This window comes from Kiritimatiellia bacterium, assembly GCA_018001225.1.
In the GTDB taxonomy this organism is placed as follows: Bacteria; Verrucomicrobiota; Kiritimatiellia; order CAIQIC01; family JAGNIJ01; genus JAGNIJ01.
This window is the reverse complement of record JAGNIJ010000003.1, coordinates 10,324-32,647: the sequence shown is the minus strand read 5'-3', so window position 1 is coordinate 32,647 and position 22,324 is coordinate 10,324. Positions and strand designations below refer to the sequence as shown.

The following is a 22,324-nucleotide window of genomic DNA, read 5'->3' as shown; positions in this document are numbered from 1 at the left end:
AGAAATTTTTCTGCAACCGGCCGCCCGCGCGGGACGACGTAGAGGAGGACAGAGGGGGTTGGTATGGCTGTAATGGATAATGCGTGGGCGGTGGGGCGGACTGTCCTGATCGTGGACGACGAGGAAAGCATCCGGAAAATGCTGGGCCGTTGCCTGACCCGGTGGGGATTCCAGGTCGCGTTCGCGGAGGATGGCCGCGAGGCCTGGCAGATGCTGCAGGACGGCGCGTATGACCTGGTCATCACCGATAATTCCATGCCGGTCATGCGCGGCGAGGAACTGGCGCGGCAGGTCAAGGTCAAGTACCCGGGCATGCCCGTCATCATGTTGACCGCGCTGAACGCCTTTCCCGGGCCGGAGGGCGGAAAGCCCCCGGGCGTGGACTTTCTCCTGCTCAAGCCGGCCTCGCTGGAGGACGTGCGGCGCGTCCTGCGCCGGGCCCTGTCCTGACCGGTTTGCGCTGGCGATTCCGATTCGGTTCGGTAGGATGCCCCTCATGGCGTTCGAGCAGGAACAACTCTTCGAGGCGCTGGCGATCCGCGTGCCGCGCCGGCGTGCGGCGCCATATTTCTTCGGCGACAATGTCGAGGGTTACTTCGAGGGCCAGACCCACCGCTATGCGGAAGGCGCGGGCTACCTGCTGCGCGGCCGCGCCCTGTTCCGGGATTTCTTGAGCTGGCGCGGCGCGCTCTTCAACGACCGGCTCAAGGCCGAGGGGGCCGTGATCTATCCGTACGGGATCCGGCACGACCACGGGCCGTCATGGTGGGACGAGATGATACTCCTGCGCCGCCAGCAGGCGGTCGCCTTGCGCGCGTTCTCCCGCAAACCGCAGACGCTGGCCCTGGCCCCGCTGCTGGACCTCGCACCGCGCCATCTCGTGGCGCAGGCCAAACCGTGGGGCTGTTTCATCTCGGACCGGAAGAAGACGTTTTGCATCGGCGTCAGTTCGAGCCAGCCGTTCCGGTGCGAGGAGATCACGACGCACGGCCGCTTCGCCGCGCCCGTCTTCCGAACCCTGCAGGAAGAGTCGGAGTTCACGCTGTACCTTGCGTTCGACCGCGATCCGCGCCGCGCCCAGGGCCGGGCGCTGGCCCTGCGCGAGGCCGACGGCGTGCGCCGGCACAAGGCGGAGATCTACGGCCTGCTCACCCGCAGCCACCTCTGGACCGACGACGAGGGCTACAACCGCGCGCTGATGTGGGCCAAGCTGTCGAGCCTCTTCCTCGTCGAGGACGAGTTCGGCAAGGGGATCTGGGCCGGCCTGCCGTGGTTCAAGAACAACTGGGGGCGCGACACGTTCATCGCCCTGCCCGGCACGCTGCTCGTCAGCGGCCAGTTCGATGAGGCGAAGGAGGTGATCCGGAATTTCGTCCGCTGGCAGAACACGGACAAGGGCTCGCCGGACTACGGGCGCGTGCCGAACCGCGTCACCGGGACGCGCGCGGCGGACAAGATCTACAACACCGCCGACGGAACCCCGTGGCTGATCCGGGAACTGTACGAGGTCCTCTGCTACACCGGCGACCGCGCGTTCGGCGAGGAGCTGTACCCGTTCGTCAAGACCGCGATCGCCGGCGCGCTGAAACACCACGGCGACAAGCTCGGCTTCCTCGCGCACGACGACGCCGACACGTGGATGGATGCCCGCATCGAAGGGAAGGAGCCCTGGTCCGCGCGCGGCGACCGGGCCGTGGAGATACAGGCCCTGTGGTTCAACGCCCTGCTCGCCGGCGCGCGGCTGGCGGAACTGACCGGCGACGCCAGGTCCGCCCGGGAATGGGCCGCGCTGGCCGGGCAACTGAAGAAGAATTTCCTGAAGAAGTTCTGGGATTCGCGGAAGAAGCGGATGGCCGACCGGCTTCGCGCGGACGGCACGGCGGACTACAAGGTCAGGCCGAACCAGTTGCTGGCCCTCTCCGTGCCGCTGATCGAGCCGCTCGTGGACGACGCCACGGCGGCACGCGTGACGGAGAACGCGTGCGGCGAGCTGCTTTACCCGCACGGGATCGGGACGTTGAGCCCGACGGACCCGTACTTCCACCCGATTCACCACCGGGACGAGTCCTATCACTTCGACGCGGCCTACCACAACGGCATCGTCTGGGGCTGGAACGCGGGCTTCGCGACCACCGCGCTATGCCGGTGCGGGCAGGCGGAGCTCGCGGGCCAACTGGCCAAGAACCTGTCGAAGCAGATTCTCGATCTGGGCTGCCGCGGCACGATGAGCGAGCTGGTGGACGCCTGGCCGGACGCGAAGGGGCAACTCGTGTTGAGCGGTTGCTGGGCGCAGGCCTGGAGCACGGCGGAATTCGCGCGCAACGGCTACCAGGATTTCGGCGGCTTTGAGCCCCGGTTGCTGGACGGCCGGATCGTCCTGCGCCCGCGGTTCCCGGCCGCGTGGACGCGCTTCGCGGCGACCTTTCCCTTCGGCCGCGGCGCGGCACTGCAGGCGACCTATGCCCGCGAGCACGGCAAGGACGTATACATTCTCACGCTGGACGGTAAAATCGATCACCTGACCGTTTCCCTCGATGCGGTCGCCGGCGGATTCCGCTTCGCCCTGGACCGGGAAATGAAATCCGCGGACACGTGGATGCTGGTGATCGAAAAGGGCCGCGCGATGTCCGGGCTGAACGGGCAGTGGGAAGCCCGGCCGCTGCCCGGAAAGAAGCTCCCCAAGGTCAAGCCGCTGGCTTTCGCCCAGCCCAAGCCGCGGGCCCGGCCGCCCTGCCTGAAGCAGAAGGATGAGCTCAAGGGGATCATCCTCGCGGGGAAATACCGCTGAACCGTGCTCGGCCGCCGGCGGCCGAGCGATCAGTTGACCAGGTCCGCGATGATCCGGGACCGGCTCTTCAGCTTCTGGATGGACCCGTCCAGCGCGTGCAGTTTCCGCACCGCCCGCGCCACCAGGTAGACGCCCAGGACCACCAGCCCGAAGGACAGCGTAAGGACCAGGGCCAGGAAGATTTTCACCTTGGACACGTCGTACAGCTTGGACGTGGTGATCAGGACGCTCAACACCGACAGGGGCAGCGCGAACACCGCGATGCCCGTGCACAGCACGGACAGCCACGTCCGCTTTTCCGAAAGGAGCAGCTGCACTTCGTTCGACAGCAGGAGCGTCTCCGCGTCGGCGCCGGGTCCCCGGGGCGGGCTTTCCGTATTCATCATGCCGCGCAGCTTGCCCTGGAAACGGGCGGGCGGCAAGCCCGCGATGGTGCTGCCGCGGCCCGGCGGGGCGTTTGACCCGGTTGTTCCCGGATGGTACAAACATCCCCCACGGGCCCGGCCCGGGCGAAAGGGAGAATCGGTGTCGGCCGCGATGGCACGGTGATCCAGTATTGAGGTGCGCATGCCCGACTCCTTCATGCTTTCCGCGAGCCGACTGGCCGGCCGGGTGCTGGGCTCGCCCTGCGTCGCGGCCGTTCTGAAAGTCCTGTGGCCCTTGGAGCCCGCAGTCCGCGAAGCCGATCCCACGCGCGACCTGGATGCGCTGGCTCTCTTCGGCGCTACGCTGCGGCCGGGACGGCGGCCGGCCCTGCGGGCGGCGTGGGAGCAGGCATTGCGCGAGACTGCGCCCGGTTTCCGCCGCGTTCTCGTGGCGGCGGACGCCCGGCGGCCGGACCGGCTGGCGGGTTACATCCATCTGCAGAAGGGCCGGCCGGATTGGTGGATCGCCGGCATGGAGGTGCGTCCGCTCTACCGGCGGCGCGGCCTGGCCGAACTCATGGCCCGCGAGGCGATCCGGCGCGTGAAGGCGGAGGGCGCTCGGACGATATGCCTGTCCGTGCGGAGCGGCAACAACTCGGCGATCCGGCTGTATGAAAAACTGGGATTCCGTCCCGAGGCGGACCTTGCCGATCCCACGTTGCATCCCGGCGACGTGGGGATGAAACTGGATCTCTAATTCGGCGTCGCGGGAGCTCGCCCTCCGACGAAGAAACATGGAGGGGCGAGCTCCTGCGAGCCCGCCTTCCGCCTGCGCCGCAACTTCCTTCACCCGCGGGACAAGCCCGCGGGGATCGTGTCCGGCGGCGCCGTTTTCCCGCGCCGCCACTGGCTGCGCAGGAGATCGGCCAGTCCGAAGGCCAGCGAGGCGCATCCGTCCGCCATGTGCCGCCAGCGGCGGATGAACCGGCCGCGGTCCGGATACTTCTTTTCGAGATACGCCGCGTCCGGCCACAGGTAGAGCAGGGCATCCAGCAGCCGCACTGGCCGAAACGCGACGTCATGGCGAAATCCGGCAACCCGCCGCGTGGGTTTCTCCGCCTCGGGCGCGAGCGCGCGGAGTTGCCAAAGCTGGAGCCGGCGGGCGAGGCGGCCGGGTGGCGTCGCGCCCAGGTTCTCGATCAACCCGGCCGGCACGGGGGCGCAGAGCAGTTGCTCGGCACAACGCAGGCTGGCCCGGACGGCGGCCCCGATGTTCCAGCGCCGCGCCTTGTCGGCGACCCGATTCCAGTCCAGCGTATCGCGGCCGCGCTCCAAGGCCTCGGCCACGTCGAGGACATGGATCCACCAGCCCGCCGCGAGAATCCGCTCCGCGGCGTCCGGCTGGTTCAACAGCAATTCCACGCAGGGGGCGTGCTTGACCAGGTGAAGGCAGAGCGACAGCAGCATGTCCTCGGGCGACAGCGTCAGCGCGGGCGCGCCCGCGATCGTCCCGGGGCGCGCGTCGCGGAAAATCTCCGCATAGTCCACCAGCCACGGCGTGAACCGGTGGTCCAGTGCCCAGTGAATTTCCGCCATGACGCCCGTCTTCCGGTGCACGTACAGGAGGTGAAGGTGCTGCCTTTCGTAGTAGCCGTCCTCCAGGGATTTCGCGGACGGGCCGTAGCCGGCCCCGCGGAGCAGTTCCTTGGCGGCGGGCAGGTCTTCCTTGAGCAGCAGAAGGTCCAGGTCGCTGTACGGGCGCAGCGCGCCGTCGCCGTAGACCGACTCGCCCACGGCCAGGCCGCGCAGGAGAATGACGCGCGCGCCTTCTTGGTGAAAGAGCTCCAGCAGTTCCCGGGTCGCCTGTTCCAGGATCGCGCCGCGGAGCAGTTCCTGGCGGAGGCGCTGCTGGAGCGCGGCGAGGATGTCCGCCGGCAGCGCGGCGTCGAGCCCGCCGGCCTTCAGGTTGCGGTAGAGCAGGGGGGCCAGCCGGTTGTGGTCCACGAGCGGCCCCAGGCGCCCGGCGTCCAGCCCGGCGGCGGCGGCCTCGCGACCGGCGGCGAGGTCCTCGATCCGCGGCCGCAACCGGGCCAGTGCGGCAAGAAAGCGGACTTCCGGGTTGGGGTCGGGTGTGCTCATCGCGCGATGGGCCTCGTATAGACCAGGCGCCCGCGAAACGAAAGCCGAATCCGCTGTTTCCAACCGCCGAGGGGACCACGACGCGGGACCGGGGGGCCTCACAATAGCTTCGTTTTCTTCGTTATCTTCTGTTTCAATACCCCCATGCATTTGTACCTCGAGTTCGACGCCATCGTTCGCCGTTTCGCGGAGGAGCATGTCCGGTATGCCGTGGCGGGGGCCTTAGCCGTCGCACTGCACGGCTTCCTAAGGAACACAGAGGATATCGATATCCTTGTGGGCCACGAAGATCTGGAGCGAGCATCGGGCATTCTGAAAGCGATGGGGTACCAATCTTCCTCGGCGCCTTGGACTTTCAAAGATACCCAGATCACTCTCTGGCGTTTCATAAAGCCCGATAGGAATTCCGAGGAGCTGATGGTGGTGGACGTGATGGTGCCGGAGTCTCCTGAAGGCCAAGCCATCCTGGATCGTTCGGTCACGGTGGCGTATGCGGATCTGACCCTTCGAGTGGTCGGTAGAGATGACTTGATCGCGATGAAGCGCGCGCGCAATTCGGCGCTCGACAAGGCCGACATAGAGAAGATCAAAGGAAACGGCACGGATGAAGCCGTATAAAGACATGACGCCCGCCGAGCGGGTTGTGTACCGGATCAGCGAACTTCGGGACCTGGGGCTCAAGCTGTCCCGCGCCGGCCGGAAGGCCGGCCTGCACCAGCGCCCGCCCCGCGGGGCCGTCCGCGAGGAGCCCGCGCCGTACGACAAGGGCGCGCGGTCCGCGCCCGGCTGAATTCGGCCCCCGCCCGTTGCAGGGCCGGTCTCCAGCCGGCCGTAAGGAGACGTGGATGGCGTCGTTTACGGGCTTGAGCGAGCGGCGGAGGTCCGGCATGATGCGCCGCAACAACTCAACCGGGGAGAGGCGCATGTCGATAGAAAAAGCTCGGATGGCGAAGACGGGGGACGTGGTGCGGCGGCAGATCGCGGACGAGATTATCCTGGTCCCCGTGCGCAAGTCGGCCGAGGAACTCGACAGCATCTACTCCATCAACCCCATGGCGGCCCAGATCTGGGACCTGCTCGACGGCCAGAAGACCCTGGGCGAGATCCGCGACCTCCTGCTGCAGCAGTACGACGTCACGCCGGAGGAACTCGACCGGGACATCGCCGAGTTCGTGGAGCAGCTGAAGTCCGAGAAGCTGATCCGGGAAGCGTAGCATGGGCGACGCGAAGGTCCCCGAGGTCGGCTACGAGTACTTCAGCGAGCGGGTGCACAACCAGTCGCTGCGCCAGCGCCTTCCGTTGTCCGGCTCGATCGAACTGACCTTCGCCTGCAATTTCCGCTGCATCCATTGCTACTGCGTCAACGAGGCGCCGCGCCGCGAGCTGTCTCTTGAAGAAATGCGCGGGCTGGTGGACCAGGTGGCGGACGAGGGCTGCCTCTGGATGCTGCTGACCGGCGGCGAGCCGCTGCTGCACCGCGACTTCGAGGACATCTACAGTTACTGCCGGCAGAAGGGGCTGATCACGACCCTCTTCACCAATGGCAGCCTGGTGACCGACCGGATCGCGGGCCTGTTAAGCGACCTCAAGCCGTTCGTCGTAGAGGTGACGCTCTACGGCTTTTCCCCGGAAACCTACCGCGCGGTGACCGGGCGGGCGGAGCATTTCGAGAAGGTCCTGCGGGGGATCGAACTCCTGCAGCAGCGCGGGGTCCCGCTGAAGCTCAAGTCCATGATCATGCGGCAGAACATCCAGGACCTGCCCCGGCTCCGGGAGTATGCGCAATCCCGCGGGTTGAATTACCGGTTCGATCCGATGCTGAATCCTACTCTCTCCGGCTCCCGCGCGCCCGAGGACATGATGTTGACGCCGGAGGAGATCGTCGCGCTGGATGTGGACGACCCCGAGCGCATGAAATCCTGGGAAGAGTTCTGCGGGAAATACACCTTCGCGGCCGACAACGGGCTGTTGTACAAGTGCGGCGCGGGCCAGTGGAGCTTCCATATTGATCCGGAGGGCAAGCTGTCGCTCTGCATGTTCGCCCGCCAGCAGCAGTACGACTTGCGCAACGGGAATTTCCACGAGGCCTTTTACACCTTCCTCCCGTCGATCCTCGCCCAGAAGGAAGCCCGCGTGACCAAGTGCGGAGCCTGTGCGATCCGGAGCATGTGCGGACAGTGTCCGGGCTGGGCCTCCCTGCACAGCGGCGATCCGGAAGAGCCGGTGGAGTACTTGTGTCAGATTGCCCATGCTCGCGCCCGGGCTTTTGGCATCAAGGGATTGTGATTGGAGGCTTGTTTTTTTAATTGACGCTATTACGGGCCTATTTTAGGCTGCGAGTCCTGACAGTAGGTGAGCAGCAACCAAGGCAGGGGGATCATGAAGAAAAACTACGAGAAGCCCAGCATCCGCAAGATCAAGCTGGTTCCGTCGGAAGCCGTCCTGCAGGCGTGCAAGACCATCCCGAGCGGAGGGCCGCAGGCGACCGGCTGTATCATGCTGTCCACCGTGGGTCCGTGTTCGACGATCGGATCCTGACGTTAACGCTGGGCTAGCACAGGAAAGAGGCCTTTGCGAGGGCAAGGGCCTTTTTCTTTTTTGACGTGGAATGGCGAGGAGAAAGCAATGTCCCTGAACGCCGTTTTTGATATTGCCGGCATACGTTACAGCCTGGAGAAAAGCCCGGGCGGCGTGCCGATGGAGTTCGGTTCGGCCCACCGGCATTTCCTGTCGGACGGCGAGCCGGACCTGCAGTTCAGGGCGGTGGACGGGCCTTGGCCCGCCCTGGACGGTCTGGAGAAGCTGTTCGATTCCACGTCGTACTGGTCGCTGTTCAAGGCCGGCGACCGGCGGGTATTTTCCTTTTTCGACACGGTGCCCCCGTACACGGAAAACCGCCGGGCGGTGCTCTCGGCCGACTTCCGGTCCGGCACGGTGTACTGCCGGCGGGAGGTCGAACAGAAGTTCCCGTTGACCTATCCGCTGGAAGAGCTGATCTTCATCAGCGCGCTCCCGTCCTTCGACGGCGTGATCATCCATTCCTGTGGCGCGGGCGACGAGACGACCGGGAACTTGTTCGTCGGCGTGTCCGGCGCCGGCAAGAGCACGATGTCGAAGGTGCTGATGAAGGGGACGGATTGGAAGGTCTTGAGCGACGACCGGATCATCCTGCGGAAGGTGGGCAACGATTTCCGGATGTTCGGGACCCCCTGGCACGGCGAGGTGGACGTCTGCGAGAACCTGGGGCTGCCGCTCCGCCGCATTTATTTTCTGAAGAAGTCGCCGGAGAACCGGGCGGTCCGTTGGCCGCCCGCCCAGGCGGCCGCGCACCTGATCGCGCGCTCGTTCCCGCCGTTCTGGGACGCGGAGGGCATCGACCGCACCACGGGCCTGTGCGCCGAGATCGCCACGCGGGTTCCGTGCTACGAACTGGGCTTCGTGCCCGAGGCGTCCGTGCTGGAATGCCTGGCCGGGCTGAAGGATTGAACCCACGCCGCGGGGCCGCATGGATTCCAGCGCCATAACCCGTGCGCTGCTGGCCGAAGGCAACGAGGTGCTGCTGCATACCGCCGGCTTGAGCATGGGCCACGCGATCCGCGCCGGCGAGGCCATCGTCATCCGGGCCGTGCCCGAGCGGGATATCCGCTTCGGCGACATCCTTGTGTTCGAGCGGGGGGAGCAACTGGTCTGCCACCGGGTCCTGCGCGCGCGGCGCTCCGGCACGGGTCGCGAGTTCGTGACCAAGGGCGATCCCGTCCTGGGCTTCGATGATCCCATCCCGTACTCCGCTGTACTCGGCCGGGTGATTCGCATCAAGTGGCCGGGCGGCGACTTCCGGCTGGACACCCGGCGCGGCCGGTGGAGCAACCGGTTCCTGGCCGTCTCATCCCTGGCCATCGCCGGCCTGTACCGGCTGTTCCCCTGGAAGGGCGCGCTGAAGAAACCGGGGCGCGGCGTCCACGCCGTGTGGCGAATCCTATCCCTGCCTTCCCGCGGCGTCCGCCGGCTCAACGAGCGGTTGAATCGGCGCCGTCGACGGCGCGTCCGTGACGCGCCGGGCGGCTCATAGAGCCGCCGCTACAGAGGTTTCTGTGGAGTTCCCCGGTCCGGCAGCAGCGCGTTGCAGAGCACGGCCGTCAGGCCGCCGGTGACCGCGCCGGACGCGAAGATGTGCCGGGCCCATTCCGGCAGGGCCTTGAGCACGTCCGGCGCCAGCACCACGCCCATGCCCGTGCCCAGCGACGCCGCGAGGATCAGGAGGGCGCGCCGGTCCAGCGGTTGCTGGGCGATGATCCGGATACCGGCCGCCGCGACGGTGCCGAACATCAGCAGCGTCCCGCCGCCCAGCACCGGTTCGGGCATCAGGGCGAACACGCCCGAGACCAGCGGTGAGAGGCCCAGCAGTATCAGCAGGCCGGCGATCCAGTAGCCCACGGCCCGGCTCGCAATGCCCGTAAGCTGGATCACGCCGTTGTTCTGGCTGAACGTGGTGTTCGGGAACGTGTTGAACGCCGACGCGAGCGCGGAGTTGAACCCGTCGCCCAGCATCCCGCCCGCCAGCCGTTTCCCGTACAGCGGCCCCACGATCGGCTGGCGGGAAACGATCGAGGTGGCCGTGATGTCGCCGACGGTCTCGATGGACGTGACGACGTAGAGCAGCGCCACGGGGATGAAGGCGGACCAGCGGAAGGACAGGCCGTACTGGAAGGGGATCGGCAGAACCACGCGGTCGAGCTCCGCGATCGGCCGGAAATCCACGCGGCCCAGCAGCGCGGCGACCGCGTAGCCGGCGAGCAGCCCCGCGACGATCGAGCCCATGCGCACGAGGGCGTTTCGGCTGCGGTTCAGACCCAGGATCACGGTGAGCACCAGCCCGGCCAGTGCGAGGTGCCGGAGTTGGCCGAACGTTCCGTCCGCCATCGCCGCGCCGCCGCCCGCGCAGTTGAACGCGCCCGCCCCGACCAGGCTCAACCCGATCAGCGTCACCACGATCCCGCTGACCAGCGGCGGGATGAGCCGGCGGACGAGCGGGATGAACCGGCTGATGACCATCTCCACGAGCGAGCCCGCGAGGCACACGCCGAAGATCAGCGGCAGCCCGCCGGTCTGCCCGATCGCGATCAGCGCCCCGACGAACGTAAAGCTGGTGCCCTGGATGCTCAACAGCCCCGAGCCCAGCGGACCGATCCTCCGGACCTGGATCCAGGTCGACACGCCCGAAATGAACAGCGAGAGGGCCACGATGGTCGTCGTGGTGGGCACGTCGCATTTCAGCGCGCCGCAGATCAGCAGCGGCGGCGTGATGATCGGCACGAAGATGGCCAGCAGGTGTTGCAGGGCGGCGAACAGCGCGATCCAGAACGGCGGCCGGTCTTCCAGTCCAAACAGGAGTTCAGCGGGCGGCGCGGCACCGGTCGGATCTTCTGGATTCATCGCGGCATCAGATTCCGGGGGCCGGGTTCAGTTTTTCCGTGGACTGCAGCATGGCCTTCAAAAGGGTCTCGCCGGGGGGCGCCGGCTCGCGGATGATTTCCATGCCCAGGGCCGGGTCCCACGCGGAATCGGCGTCCGCCAGCAGAACCAGCCCGGTTCGCGGCCGCAGCTTGCGGATGGCCCGGGCCAGGGCCGAGGCCTCCTCGCCCAGCAGTTTACGATCCAGCACCAGCACGCTGATCTCGCCGGGGCCTTCCACGGCGTGGAGCGTGGCGACGATGTCCTCCGCCAGGCGGACGTCCGTGTTCAGGTCGCGCAGCAGCCGGGCCCAGTCGTCGCGCGCGGCGGTGCGGGGACCGGCCAGCAGGACGCGCCAGGAGGCCGCCTGCAGGGCCTGCTCTTCGGTCAGGATACCGAGCGCCAGGTTCTTCTCCGCGACAGGAAGACCGGGTATGCACAGGCGGTACCCGTGCCGGCCTTCCTGGGCCAGGATGTCCAGCTTCCCGCCGGATTCGCCCAGTATCGAGCGCACGACGGACACCACGACGCCGGCCTCCAGCGGGGTGGCCTTCATCGATGCGGAAGAGGCCCCTTCGACTTCCGACGCGGCGATCCATACGGCTGCCGCGCACCGGTTGCCCACGTCGAACAGGGAATCCTCGGGATTCGGAGTCCGGGCGCGGACCTGGAGATGCCCGGGATGGCCGAGTTCGTCGGCGGCCAGCAGGGACAGGCTCAAGATGATCTGTTCAATCTGGCTTCCGGTCAGGAGGGTGGGGCCGAGTCCGTCCTGTATGTCCACGGCCAGGCGCCATCGGCTCGAGAGGCCTACCTTGAGTAATTCGACGGTGCGCTGGAGTTGCTCGGCCAGGCGGGAGCAGGGATGCCCCTGGGCTTCGGCCTGGCTCAATCGCAATACGTGCGCGGCCAGGGACGCGCCGCGCCGCGACTCGTGCGAGATGGCCTGCAGACTGGCCGCCTGGTCCGGGCCCGGAGCGCTGCGCCCGGCGAGTTCGGCGTGCCCCGAGATCGCGCAGAGGATGTTGTTGAAATCGTGGGCCACGCCCCGCGCAATGCGCCCGATAAGCTGTAGGGTCGCCACCTGCCGCGCGCGGATCTCCTCCGTTTTCCGCTGCGTGACATCGCTGACCAGGATCAGCTGGATGTCCTCGGACGGCTGGGAGCGGAAGCGCAGCGCGCGAAGGCCCTCGGCCTCGCGCACGAGGCATTCGACTTCCTGGGGTTCGCGGCTGCTCAGCAGGAGAAGTTCCTGTTCCGCGGTCAGGGCGCCGAACAGGTCGCGAAGCCCGCTCTTGGGCCCGGGCTCGATCCCGGCGAACCGGCGCGCGGCCGGGTTGGATCCGGTGATCCGGCCCCGCCGGTCCACCGCCAGCAGACCGTCGCTCAAGTACTCCATCGCGTCCACAAAACGCCCGACGCGTCGGCGGCTCTCCACCTGGGCCGTCGAGCGGATCGCCCAGACCCCCAGCGCGCCGGCCAGGAAGAGGAAGCCCATCGTCAGCGCGAGGATCGTCAGGGTGATGATGCCCAGGTAGCTGTGCAGGGCCTCGGGCGTGGCGGCCGGGGCATCGGTCAGCAGGAACTTCTCGATCGAGGACAGGGTGGACATGGCCGCGACCGCGGCCAGCACCAGCAGCAGCAGGATCAGCACCGCGTACCGCCATGTCCCACGCGGAAACCAGGCCATGCATTCCTTTCCGATTCCCGAACCTCGATACGCCCGATTGTAGCCGGGACGTTCCCGCGGCGCAAGAAGGCCGGCGTGCTGGACAGGCCGCGCGCGGCGTGTATAGTGCCGCTGGATCCAAACGAGCGGCGGAGAGAATGCGCATTCCCTTCTGGAAGATGCACGGGGCGGCGAACGATTTCATCCTGGCGGATGACCGGGCCGGGACCTTCCCCGCGGGCGACCGCGGCTGGCTGGCACGGATCATGGCCCGCCGGACCGGGGTGGGGGCGGAGGGCGTGCTGCTGATCCAGCCGTCCGACCGGGCCGATTTCCGGATGCGGTTCTTCAATCCCGACGGCGGCGAGGTGGATATGTGCGGCAACGGCGCGCGCTGCATCGCCCGGCTGGCCCACGAGCTCGGCGCGGCGCCGCGCGAGATGCGCATCGAGACCCGCGCCGGCCTTGTCCGCGCCGCCGTGGACGGCGAGAGTATTCTGCTCCACCTGACCGAACCCCGCGATTGGAGCCTCAACCGGCAACTCGAGGCCGCCGGCCGGATCCTCGACGCGCACTCCGTCAACAGCGGCGTGCCGCACGTCATGGTCGAGGTTCCGGACCTCGACGCCGTCAACGTGCAGGAGCTGGGCCGCGCCCTGCGGTACCATCCGGCCTTCGCGCCGGGCGGGACCAACGCCAATTTCGTCCAGGTCACCGGCCCCCGTTCGCTCCGTCTCCGGACCTACGAACGCGGCGTCGAGGCGGAAACGCTCGCGTGCGGGACCGGCATCGTCGCGTCCGGCCTGCTGGCCGGGAAACTGGGCCGCGTGCGGCCTCCCGTTTCCATCCTCACCGCCGGCGGCGACACGCTGGAAGTCAACTTCACGCCGACGGCCGACGGCGCGACCGGTGTCACGCTGCGCGGCCCGGCCGTTCACGTCTTCCAGGGCGTGCTGGACTACCCTTGAAAGCCGCCCCGGTCCAATCCCGCACCGCCCTGGTCACCGGCTGCTCCACCGGCATCGGCCTGGCCGCCGCCCGTCTCCTGCGCGAGCGCGGCTGGACCGTGTGGCCCACCGCCCGCAAACCGGACGACCTCGCCCGCCTGCGCGCGGAGGGATTCGATCCCATCGAACTGGACCTGCACGACCCGGCCTCCGTCCGCCGCGCGGCCGAGGAAGCCCTGAAGCGGGGCGGGGGCCGCCTGGGCGCGCTGGTCAACAACGCGGGCTACGGCCAGCCCGGCGCCGTCGAGGATCTTACTCGCGAGGCCCTGCGCCGGCAGTTCGAGGTCAATCTCTTCGGCCTGCATGAACTGACCGCCCATGTCCTGCCCGCCCTGCGCGAACAGGGCTACGGCCGGATCGTCAATGTCAGCTCCGTGCTCGGGCGGCTGACCATCCCCTTCATGGGCGCCTACTGCGCCAGCAAGCACGCGCTCGAGGCGCTCTCCGACGCGTTGCGGATCGAGCTGCTCGGCACCGGCGTCGCGGTGAGCATCGTCGAGCCCGGCCCAATCGAGACCGCGTTCCGGAAGAACGCGTTTGAAAGCGGCCAGGAGCATCTCGACCTGGACCGCTCCCGGTTCGGCGAGCGCTACGCGAGCGAGGGCAAGCGCCGGGCGGCAAAAAACTTCCGGAGTTCGGACCCGTTCACCGCCCCGCCGGAGGCCGTCGCGCGCCGGATCGTGCATGCGGTGGAATCGTCCTCGCCGCGCCGCCGCTACCCCGTGACCCTGCCCGCGCGCGCCGGCTCGATCCTCGCGCGCCTCCTGCCGCACGCCGTCATGGACTGGCTGCTCGCGCGGCGGCTGGGATAGCATGAAGAAACACGACACCAGGCAGTGGTTCGGCGACTGGGCGAACGAGTACGACGCCACGCTGGGCAAGGTCCGGCGGCACCATCAATTGCTGGACCTCGCCGTGCGCCGGTCCGGCGTGAAGGACGGCGACCGGGTCCTCGACGCGGGTTGCGGCACGGGCCTGCTCTCGCTCAAGTTCCTGGAACGCGCGGACTGCCGGATCACGGCGGCGGACTACGCCCCCGACATGCTGAAGCTTTTCCAGGCCAAGGTTGACGCGCTGGGCCTGCGGGACCGGGTCCGCTGCGTGCGGCAGGACGCCGCGAAGCTTCGGTTCCGGAGGGAATCGTTCAACGTCATCGCCGCCACCGTTGCGCTGCATCACGTGGAGAACAAGCTGCCCATGCTGAAAACCATGCGATCTCTCCTGAAGCCCGGCGGCCGGCTGGTGATCGGCGAGATCGACGTGGACACGTCGGGCGACCACGCGGACCCGAAACGCCTGTCGCGCCTCCTCGACTTCCTGAAGGCCGAGATCCTCATGGCCCTGAAGGAGGGCGGTGTCCCCGCCTTCAGCCGGATGTACGACAACGGCAAGAAGCACATTCTGAACCAGGGCGAGTACTGCGTCAGCGCCCGGCAGTGGAAGGCGCTGTGCCTTCGCGCCGGGTTCCGCCGCGCAACGATCCACGACCTGCGCGCGTTCCGCTGGTTCAAGGTCGTGGTCGCCGTCCGCTGATTCCAGGCCCCGTGTTCACGGCAGGCCGACGCCCACCCGGTACATCCCCCGCGCGGCGTGGTTGGTGTCCGTCAGGGTCGTCGTCCCGCTTGCGTCGCCGGGCACGTTGGTTTGGCCCTCCACCGCGATCCAGGATTCGATTTCCAGCATTCCGCAACTCTCCAGCGCATACACCCGCGCCGTCGAGCTGCCGAACGTGACGGCCATCGAGTTGGTGCGCCATAGGCGAGTGACGTGGAAGTAGTCGTTGCTGTCTGCCGGACTGGTGTCCGCGATGCGCTCGTCGCGGGCGTTGAAGGTGTCGCCGTCCGCGTCGTTGGTCTCCGCCTCGTCGAACGTCAGGCCGCCGTTGGTCAGGCCCCACTGCGCCAGCCACCACCAGGGCGTGCCGTAGAAGGCCGTGTGCTCGCTGAACTCGGCGTAGACCGCGCCGTCGGCGGTGACGTTGTCCCAGGTCGACGTGTAGACGTCCAGGCCCGCCGCGGCCGGGTCGGCCGCGCCGTTGGTGAGCAACTGGCCGATGAAGTAGTAGGCGTCGGCCGTCACGACGAAGCTCGTGCCGCCCCCGCCGGGCAGGAGCACGGGCGTCGAGGGCTCGATCGCGCCGTGCAGGCCCGCGGAGGGGGTGATCCGGTGGGCCGCGTTAAGCCACAACTCGTCCGCCACGTTCTGGTTCGCGACGAAGGCGTCCACCGCGCCGTCCCCGTTCACGTCGCCCAGCGCCGCCGCCATGCTCAAGGCGGAGCCCAGGGACTGCCCGCTGTCGGTGAACGCGCCCGCGCCGTCGTTGATCCAGACCTTGTTGGCCCCGTTGTTGAGCACGACGGCGTCGAGGTCGCCGTCGGCGTCCACGTCGCCCAGGGCGACGCTGCGGCCGTTGTCGCTGCCGGGCGACTGGCCGAGGGTGAAGATGCCGAGCCCGTCGTTGATCCAGACCTCGTCGGCCGCGCCATCGTTGGCCACGTAGGCGTCGAGGTCGCCATCCCCGTCGAGGTCGCCCAGCGCGACCCCCCGGCTCCTGGCGGTGGCCAGGCTCTGCCCGTTGTTCACGAGCACCCCGGTCCCGTCGTTGAGCCACACGCGGTTCGCCTCGTTCCGGTTGGCGACGAACGCGTCCACCGTGCCCTCGCCGTCGAGGTCGCCCAGCGCAACGCCGTACCCCGCCGCGCTGCCCAGGCTCTGCCCGCTGTTGAAGAAGGCGCCCGCGCCGTCGTTGGTCCACACCCGGTCGGCCGCGCCGTTCACGAGCTCGTAGAGGTCGAGCCAGCCGTCCCCGTTGAGGTCGGCCAGGGCGACGCCGAACGTCGCCGCGCTGCCCAGGCGCTGCCCGCTGTCGCCGAATACGGCGTGCCCGTCGTTGGTCCAGACCTCGTTGGCGGCGCCGTCGTTGCCGAACACGGCGTCGAGGTCGCCGTCGCGGTCCACGTCGCCGAGGGCCACGCTCCGGCTGGGATTGTTCGTGCCCAGCAGTTGGCCGCTGTCGGCGAACACGCCGCCCTGGTTGGTCCAGACCAGGCCGGCCTGCTGGTAGTTGGCGATGACCGCGTCGAGGTCGTCGTCCCCGTCGAGGTCGCCCAGCGCCACGCCCCAGCCGTTGTTCGTGGCCAGGGCCTGGCCGCTGTCCACGAAGGTCCCGAGGCCCGCCGGGGCCGCCGCGTGGAAGGTCCAAGTGTAGTGATCGAGGGTCACGGTCCCGGCGGCGTTGGTGACGCTCCGCAGCTCGGCGAACAGGAGTTCGCCGGGCTTGAAGTCCAGGAAGAGATCCAGCGTCGCTTCCGTGGACGCCCCGTTGAAGCTGATCGCGCCATACCGGGGCTTGCTCTGCCCGCTGTAGAGGAAGAAGTTCCCGGACGAGACGGACGGCTGGGAGACGGCCTCGCCGAACTGCGCGATCACGTCCGCGCCGGCCGCCACGTCCGGGGCCGCGGGGGCGGGGACGGTATTGGTCAGCAGGAAGGCGCCCGTGGCCTGCAGGTTCAGGAGGTACGGCGAATTCGTGGCGTTGTTCACGATCTCGACGATGGCGGTCCGGAGCCCGACGGCCTTCGGTTGGAATGTCACGGTAAAGTTGCTGACGGCGTACGGGTCCACGCGCGCGGGCATGCCGGACAGGGCGAAGAAGTCCGAGCCGGACAGGTTCGCGGACAGGATCGAGAGCAGGGCGCCCGAGGGGTTGGTCACGCTGAACGTGTGCGCGGCCTGCTGCCGGAGGCCCACGTCGCCGAAGTCCGTGCCCGGTTCCACCGCGGCCGGGGCCCCGTTCACGAGCGCCGCGCCGTTGGTGCCGAGCAGTTGGATCTCCGGGTAGGTCTGGATCCAGAGGCTGTTGGGTTGCCCGTTGGCGGAGATCAGCACGTCCAGGCGGCCGTCCCCGTCGAAGTCGCCGAGGTTCGCGTTCCGGCCGACCCCGCCGTCCATCTGCTGGCCCGAGTAGGAGAACGAGCCGGCCCCGATGTTCCAGTACACGCGGGTGGCGTAGTTGCTGGCGTGCGAGGTGACCGCGTCGAGGTCGCCGTCCCCGTCCACGTCGCCCAGCGCGACGTCCCGCGGGTAGGCGGACAGGCCGAAGTTTCCGCCGGAGGAGAAGCCGCCGGTCCCGTCGTTGAGGAAGATGCGGCAGCGGCTCTGGTACTCGAAATACTTGTCCTCGGTCACGAGCACGTCGAGATCGCCGTCGCCGTCCACGTCGCCCAGGGCCGTGCCGTGCGGTTGCACGCTGCCCAGGTTCGTCCGCTGTGCGAAACGGCCGGTGCCGTCGTTCAGGCAGGTGTAGGTGCTGCCGGCGCTCCGCGCGGAGACCAGGTCGAGGTCGCCGTCCCCGTCGAGGTCGCCCAGCAGGATCCGGTCGGAGTACGTGTTGGCCGTGGCCGGCCAGGCGTACCCGAACGTGCCGCGGCCGTCGTTCGTGTAGACCACGTCCGGGTCGAAGTTGATCATGCCCACGAGGAGGTCGAGCGCCCCGTCGCTGTTGACGTCGCCCGCCGCGACGGCCCAGCCGTAGGTCGTGGCGAAATTCTGCGCGAGGCCGAAGGCCGCGCCCCCGTTGGTCCAGACCTCCACGCGGTACGCGTTGTTGATGACCAGGACGTCGAGCCGGCCGTCCCGGTTCACGTCGCCGGCCGTCGCCTGGACGCACTGGTTGGTACCGAGCCGCAGGCCGGTGTCGTACAGGACCCCCGCGCCGTCGTTCGTCCAGACCGCGTGGCCCGCCCTGTTCGAGCGGGCGCCGATGAACAGGTCCATCGCGCCGTCCCCGTTGAAGTCGCCGAGCACGTGGCAGGAGGTGTTCGAGCCCGGCTGCTGGCCGCTGTCCGCGAAGACGCCCGAGCCGGGCGCCGTCGAGGCGAAGAACGGCCAGTGGTGCGGGTAGAGGCCGATGTCGCCCCCGGCGTTCGTGACGCCCCACGGCAGCCAGGCGGTCACCGGTTCGCCCGGCAGGAACCCGGCTGCCGGGCCCAGGGTCGCCTCCATCCCTCCGCCGCCGAGGGCCACCGCGCCCTCGTGGAAGCCGCTGAAGGCCCCGTGAACCAGGAAGGTGTTCGAGTAAATCGTCGTGGCCAGCATGGCCGTGTCGAACTGCGCCGCCAGGATGACGTCCGGGTCGGCGTCCGCCGCGCCGCGGGCCGGGATCGTGTTGGTCAGCCGCAGGCCCGTGCCCGTGCCCTTCAGGCCGAAGGCGTAGGGCGTGTTCGTGCTGCTGCTCGCGAGGGTCACCATTGCCGTGACCGTGCCGATGCCGGCCGGCCGGAAGACGACGGGGAAGTTGCTCGCGGTCCCGGCCGCGACGCGCTCCGGCACGGCCTCGAGCAGGAAGGACGCCGCGCCCGTCCCACCCGTCGTCGCGCCGTAGATCACCAGGTCGAAGGCGGAGGGGTTGGAGAGGGAGAGGAGGTTCGTCTCCGCGCGGTTCATGAGCAGGTCCGCGAAGACGGTGCCCTTGGCCGCCGACGCGCCCTCGCCGTTGGCGATGAGCGCGCCGTTCGTGCCCAGCACCTCGATGGCCGGTCCGCCGTTGAGCCACAGGAGACTCGCCCCGGATTCCCTCGACGCGAGGACGTCGGGGATCCCGTCGCCGTTCGCGTCGCCGAACGCCGCGGCGACGCCGTTGCCGATGCCGAGCTCCTGGCCGCTGTCGGTGAACAGGCCGGTCCCGTCGTTGAGCCAGAGCGTGTCCGGCCCGCCGTAGTTGGCGGTCCAGGCGTCGAGGTCGCCGTCCGCGTCCACGTCGCCGAGCGCCACGTGGCGGGCGTCGTTGGTGCCGAGCGCCTGGCCGGTGTCGTAAAACTGCCCGGCCCCGTCGTTGGTCCAGACCATGCAGCCCTGGCGATCCAATGCCCAAAACATATCCAACGCGTGGTCGCCGTTCAGGTCGCCCAGCGCCACGGCCCACGTCTTGTTCGTGGTCGCGCCCAGGCGCAGCCCGGTGTCGCCAAACCATCCCGTTCCATTGTTGGTCCAGACGCGGCCCGAGCCGCCATAGGCCGCGGTGCACAGGTCGAGGGTCCCGTCCCCGTTCACGTCGCCGACGTCCATCCAGCGCCCGTTGACGATGGCCTGCCCGGTGTCCGTGAATACGCCCGCCCCGTCATTGGTCCAGACCCGGGTGTTGTCCGTGCCCATGCGGTTGATCACGGCGTCGAGCGTCCCGTCGCCGTTGACGTCCACCAGGGCCCCGCGGCGGCCCTGGCCGGAGGAAAGTTCCTGCCCGCTGTCGAAAAATACGCCGCCCAGGTTCGTGTAGACCTGCGCGGGCTGCCCGTCGTTGAGCACGAGGGCGTCGAGGTCGCCGTCCCGGTCCACGTCGCCCAGCGCGACGGACACGCCGTTGTTCGTGCCCAGCCGCTGGCCGCTGTCGTACAGGACGCCCGCGCCGTCGTTGGTCCAGACCTGGTCGCCGTCGGCCCCGCCCGTCGCGAGGAATGCGTCGAGGTCGCCGTCGCCGTCCACGTCGCCCCACGCCGCGCCGATCGCGTTGGTGCCGGGCCGCTGGCCGCTGTCGTCGAACACGCCGCTGCCGCCCTGCACGGCGGCGAAGAACGACCAGGAGTAGGGGGTCAATTCCCCGAGGCCCGAGGCGTTCAGGATGCCGAGGGTCAGCTCCGCGAAGACCCGCTCGCCGGCGCGGAAGTCGGCCGAAGGATTCAGCGTGGCCCGGTTGGTCTGGGCGTTGAAGGTGATCGCGCCGTACCGGAACCCGCTCTGCTCCCCGTACAGGAGGAATCGGTTCGACGTGATCGTTGTCCCGCGCATGGCGTCATTGAAGTCCGCGACCAGGTCGGCGTTCGGCGCGACGGCCGCGGTCCCGTTGGCCGGAACGGTGTTGGTGACGCGCGGGGCCGCGCCGTTGCCCTGCACGTTGATCTCGAACGGCCGGTTGGTGCCGGTGTTGGCCAGCGAGATGGTCGCCTCCGCTGCGCCGGGCCCCGTCGGGCCGAACCGGATCGTGAAGTTCGAAGCCGTGCCCGGGGCCACGGCCGCCGGCACGCCGGCCACCCGGAACAGGGCCGCCCCGGCGCCGCCCGTCGACACCCCGGTGATCGCCAGGTGCACCGGCCCGGCATTGGTGATCGTGAAGGTATTGGTCCGCGCCCAGCCGGCGAGGAGCGATCCGAAATCCGTGCCCTTGACCTCCGACGGCGCCTCGCCGCTGGCGACGGCCTCGCCGTTGGTCCCGAGGACCTGCAAGTCCGGGTAGACGTTGAACCACGCGGCGAGTCCGTCCTCGCCGCACGTGACCGCGTCCACGTCGCCGTCCCCGTCGAGGTCGGCCAGGGCGGCGTCGAAGTTGAGGTTTGTCCCCAAGCCCTGGCCGTTGCTCCTGAACGCGCCGGTTCCGTCGTTCAGCAGGACGGCGTCCGCCTGGAAGCCCGCCAGGTAGATGTCGAGATCGCCGTCGTCGTCCACGTCGCCCAGGGCCAGGCCGAATCGGTTGCCGGCGATCTCGTTGGTGGGGACGGAGGAGAACACGCCGTCGCCCCGGTTCGTCCAGATGAAGCAGCCGCCCGAGTACGCCATCACGGCATCGAGGGAGCCGTCCCCGTTGACATCGCCCAGTTCCAGGTCGTTGATGTTCAGGGGGCCGACGGACTGCCCGCTGTCCTTCAGCCCGCCCGCCCGGTCGTTGGTCCAGACGGTCGCGGTTTCGTTGTAGCGGGCCTGGAGCAGGTCGAGCCAGCCGTCGGCGTTGACGTCGCCGAAGACGGCCCAGTTCGCGCCGTCCGAACCCAGCGACTGCCCGCTGTCCGAGAACACTGCGTTCCCGTCATTGATCCACAGCTTGTTCGGGCCGCCCCCCGAGGAGGCCGAGTAGATGTGCTGAAAGGCGTCGAGGTCGCCGTCGCCGTCCACGTCTCCGAGCACCACGTCCGTGCTCGTCCGGTCCGGCCCGAGGCGCTGGCCGCTGTCCGCCAGCATGCCGGCGCGGTTGTTCGTCCAGACCTGGCACGGTTCGGCCCACGGGGCGATGAACAGGTCCAGCCACCCGTCGTTGTTCAGGTCGCCCAGCGCGAGTCCGTAGGCATTGGTCCCGGGCGTCTGCCCGCTGTCCGTGAACGTCCCGTCCCCGTTGTTCAACCACAGGACGTTTCCGATCCCGATCAGTCCGTACACCACATCGAGGTCCCCGTCGTTGTTCACGTCGCCCACGGCGGAGTGATAGCTCCAGTTGGTGCCCAGGCTCTGGGTGCTTGCCAGGAAGGCGCCGCCGCCCCCGTCCACGTCGGTATAGAACGACCACCCGTACGGCACCAGCGAGGCCGTGTGGCCGGCGTTGAGGATCGCGTCCGTGAGTTGGGCGAAGATGTGCTCGCCCGGCCGGAACTGGCCGACCGGGTTGAACTTCGCGAGGTTCGTGGCGGCGTTGAAGGTCATCGCGCCGCGCCGGAACCCGCCCTGGCTGCTGTGGAGCAGGAACGTGTTGGTGGAATCCACCGTGCTCCCGTCCACCGGCGCGCTGAACTGGGCCGTCACGTTCGAGCCGCGGGGTACGGCATTCCACCCGTTCGGCGGGGCCACGTTGGTCACAGTGGGCGCCTGCGCTAGTGCGCTGGAACCAGTCCGTAGTAACATGCTTATATAAAACAGGTAACAAACCAAGGAGAGGCTTTTGCCGCGGATTGGGCGCGATATTTCATGAGCACGCGCGCGATAAACACAATCGGAATTCATTTTTACTTCTCCTACATGTGGTTATGAGAGGGTGCTCCTCGCCCTCCGCTATGATGATAACCGTGCGATTTCGAGATGAACACACTTATTTCATTTTTTTCCGAGTCGAGCGATCCCGTTTGTACGTGCAATTCTGTTGCGACGCGTGATCGAAAGTGATGACAAAGCGATTGCCGGGATGCGTGCGTGCATCGTGGTTCAACCA

The 22,324-nt window shown here is 68.3% G+C and carries 18 protein-coding genes; 13 read left to right on the top strand and 5 right to left on the bottom strand.

Annotated elements, in window-relative coordinates; translation table 11 throughout:
* Positions 1-72 precede the first annotated feature (72 nt).
* Both KA248_01900 and KA248_01895 read left to right on the top strand, forming a co-directional pair.
* Entirely contained in the window at positions 73-450 is a 378-nt protein-coding gene (locus KA248_01900; protein ID MBP7828651.1) for a response regulator, read from the top strand.
* A 46-nt stretch (positions 451-496) separates the two neighbouring features.
* The gene (locus KA248_01895; protein ID MBP7828650.1) at positions 497-2,788 is read left to right on the top strand and encodes a glycogen debranching protein; all 2,292 of its coding nucleotides are present in this window, start codon (positions 497-499) and stop codon (positions 2,786-2,788) included.
* A 29-nt stretch (positions 2,789-2,817) separates the two neighbouring features.
* Here KA248_01895 and KA248_01890 read toward each other — a convergent pair whose 3' ends face one another.
* Positions 2,818-3,171 carry a hypothetical protein gene (locus KA248_01890; GenBank protein ID MBP7828649.1) on the bottom strand — a complete coding sequence of 118 codons (354 nt, stop codon included), beginning with the start codon at positions 3,169-3,171 and terminating at the stop codon, positions 2,818-2,820.
* Positions 3,172-3,355: 184 nt separating this feature from the next.
* Here KA248_01890 and KA248_01885 point away from each other — a divergent pair, with 184 nt between their 5' ends.
* The gene (locus tag KA248_01885) at positions 3,356-3,910 is read left to right on the top strand and encodes a GNAT family N-acetyltransferase (GenBank protein ID MBP7828648.1); all 555 of its coding nucleotides are present in this window, start codon (positions 3,356-3,358) and stop codon (positions 3,908-3,910) included.
* A gap of 89 nt (positions 3,911-3,999) precedes the next feature.
* Here KA248_01885 and KA248_01880 read toward each other — a convergent pair whose 3' ends face one another.
* Positions 4,000-5,292, bottom strand: coding sequence for a nucleotidyltransferase family protein (locus KA248_01880; protein MBP7828647.1), 1,293 nt, complete (start codon positions 5,290-5,292; stop codon positions 4,000-4,002).
* A gap of 144 nt (positions 5,293-5,436) precedes the next feature.
* Between KA248_01880 and KA248_01875 the strand changes: the two genes are divergently transcribed.
* The 7 genes from KA248_01875 to KA248_01845 all read left to right on the top strand — a co-directional run bounded on the left by KA248_01875 (position 5,437) and on the right by KA248_01845 (position 9,361).
* Positions 5,437-5,910 carry a nucleotidyltransferase family protein gene (locus tag KA248_01875; protein MBP7828646.1) on the top strand — a complete coding sequence of 158 codons (474 nt, stop codon included), beginning with the start codon at positions 5,437-5,439 and terminating at the stop codon, positions 5,908-5,910.
* Positions 5,897-6,082: a hypothetical protein gene (locus KA248_01870; GenBank protein ID MBP7828645.1), complete on the top strand. Its 186-nt coding sequence runs from the start codon at positions 5,897-5,899 to the stop codon at positions 6,080-6,082. Before KA248_01875 ends, KA248_01870 begins: the two co-directional genes overlap by 14 nt.
* Before the next feature lie 133 nt (positions 6,083-6,215).
* Positions 6,216-6,506, top strand: a complete 291-nt coding sequence (locus KA248_01865) for a PqqD family protein (GenBank protein ID MBP7828644.1) — start codon at positions 6,216-6,218, stop codon at positions 6,504-6,506.
* Between the two features lies 1 nt (position 6,507).
* Entirely contained in the window at positions 6,508-7,578 is a 1,071-nt protein-coding gene (locus KA248_01860; protein ID MBP7828643.1) for a radical SAM protein, read from the top strand.
* Between the two features lie 93 nt (positions 7,579-7,671).
* Positions 7,672-7,830, top strand: a complete 159-nt coding sequence (locus tag KA248_01855) for a hypothetical protein (protein ID MBP7828642.1) — start codon at positions 7,672-7,674, stop codon at positions 7,828-7,830.
* A gap of 87 nt (positions 7,831-7,917) precedes the next feature.
* On the top strand, positions 7,918-8,778 hold the full coding sequence (locus KA248_01850) for a hypothetical protein (protein MBP7828641.1): 861 nt from the start codon (positions 7,918-7,920) through the stop codon (positions 8,776-8,778).
* Positions 8,779-8,797: 19 nt separating this feature from the next.
* On the top strand, positions 8,798-9,361 hold the full coding sequence (locus KA248_01845) for a hypothetical protein (protein MBP7828640.1): 564 nt from the start codon (positions 8,798-8,800) through the stop codon (positions 9,359-9,361).
* An 8-nt stretch (positions 9,362-9,369) separates the two neighbouring features.
* On the opposite strand, the gene KA248_01840 is transcribed toward KA248_01845, so the two are convergent.
* Entirely contained in the window at positions 9,370-10,725 is a 1,356-nt protein-coding gene (locus tag KA248_01840) for a purine permease (protein MBP7828639.1), read from the bottom strand.
* A gap of 7 nt (positions 10,726-10,732) precedes the next feature.
* Complete coding sequence (locus KA248_01835; protein MBP7828638.1) at positions 10,733-12,433, bottom strand: hypothetical protein; 1,701 nt, start codon at positions 12,431-12,433, stop codon at positions 10,733-10,735.
* Between the two features lie 137 nt (positions 12,434-12,570).
* Between KA248_01835 and KA248_01830 the strand changes: the two genes are divergently transcribed.
* Genes KA248_01830 through KA248_01820 form a run of 3 tightly spaced genes read left to right on the top strand, consistent with a single transcriptional unit; the run spans position 12,571 to position 14,952 of the window.
* Positions 12,571-13,380 carry a diaminopimelate epimerase gene (locus KA248_01830; protein MBP7828637.1) on the top strand — a complete coding sequence of 270 codons (810 nt, stop codon included), beginning with the start codon at positions 12,571-12,573 and terminating at the stop codon, positions 13,378-13,380.
* The gene (locus KA248_01825; GenBank protein ID MBP7828636.1) at positions 13,377-14,231 is read left to right on the top strand and encodes an SDR family NAD(P)-dependent oxidoreductase; all 855 of its coding nucleotides are present in this window, start codon (positions 13,377-13,379) and stop codon (positions 14,229-14,231) included. Before KA248_01830 ends, KA248_01825 begins: the two co-directional genes overlap by 4 nt.
* 1 nt (position 14,232) lies before the next feature.
* On the top strand, positions 14,233-14,952 hold the full coding sequence (locus tag KA248_01820) for a methyltransferase domain-containing protein (GenBank protein ID MBP7828635.1): 720 nt from the start codon (positions 14,233-14,235) through the stop codon (positions 14,950-14,952).
* Positions 14,953-14,967: 15 nt separating this feature from the next.
* On the opposite strand, the gene KA248_01815 is transcribed toward KA248_01820, so the two are convergent.
* The gene (locus tag KA248_01815; protein ID MBP7828634.1) at positions 14,968-21,975 is read right to left on the bottom strand and encodes a VCBS repeat-containing protein; all 7,008 of its coding nucleotides are present in this window, start codon (positions 21,973-21,975) and stop codon (positions 14,968-14,970) included.
* Between the last annotated feature and the right edge of the window lie 349 nt (positions 21,976-22,324).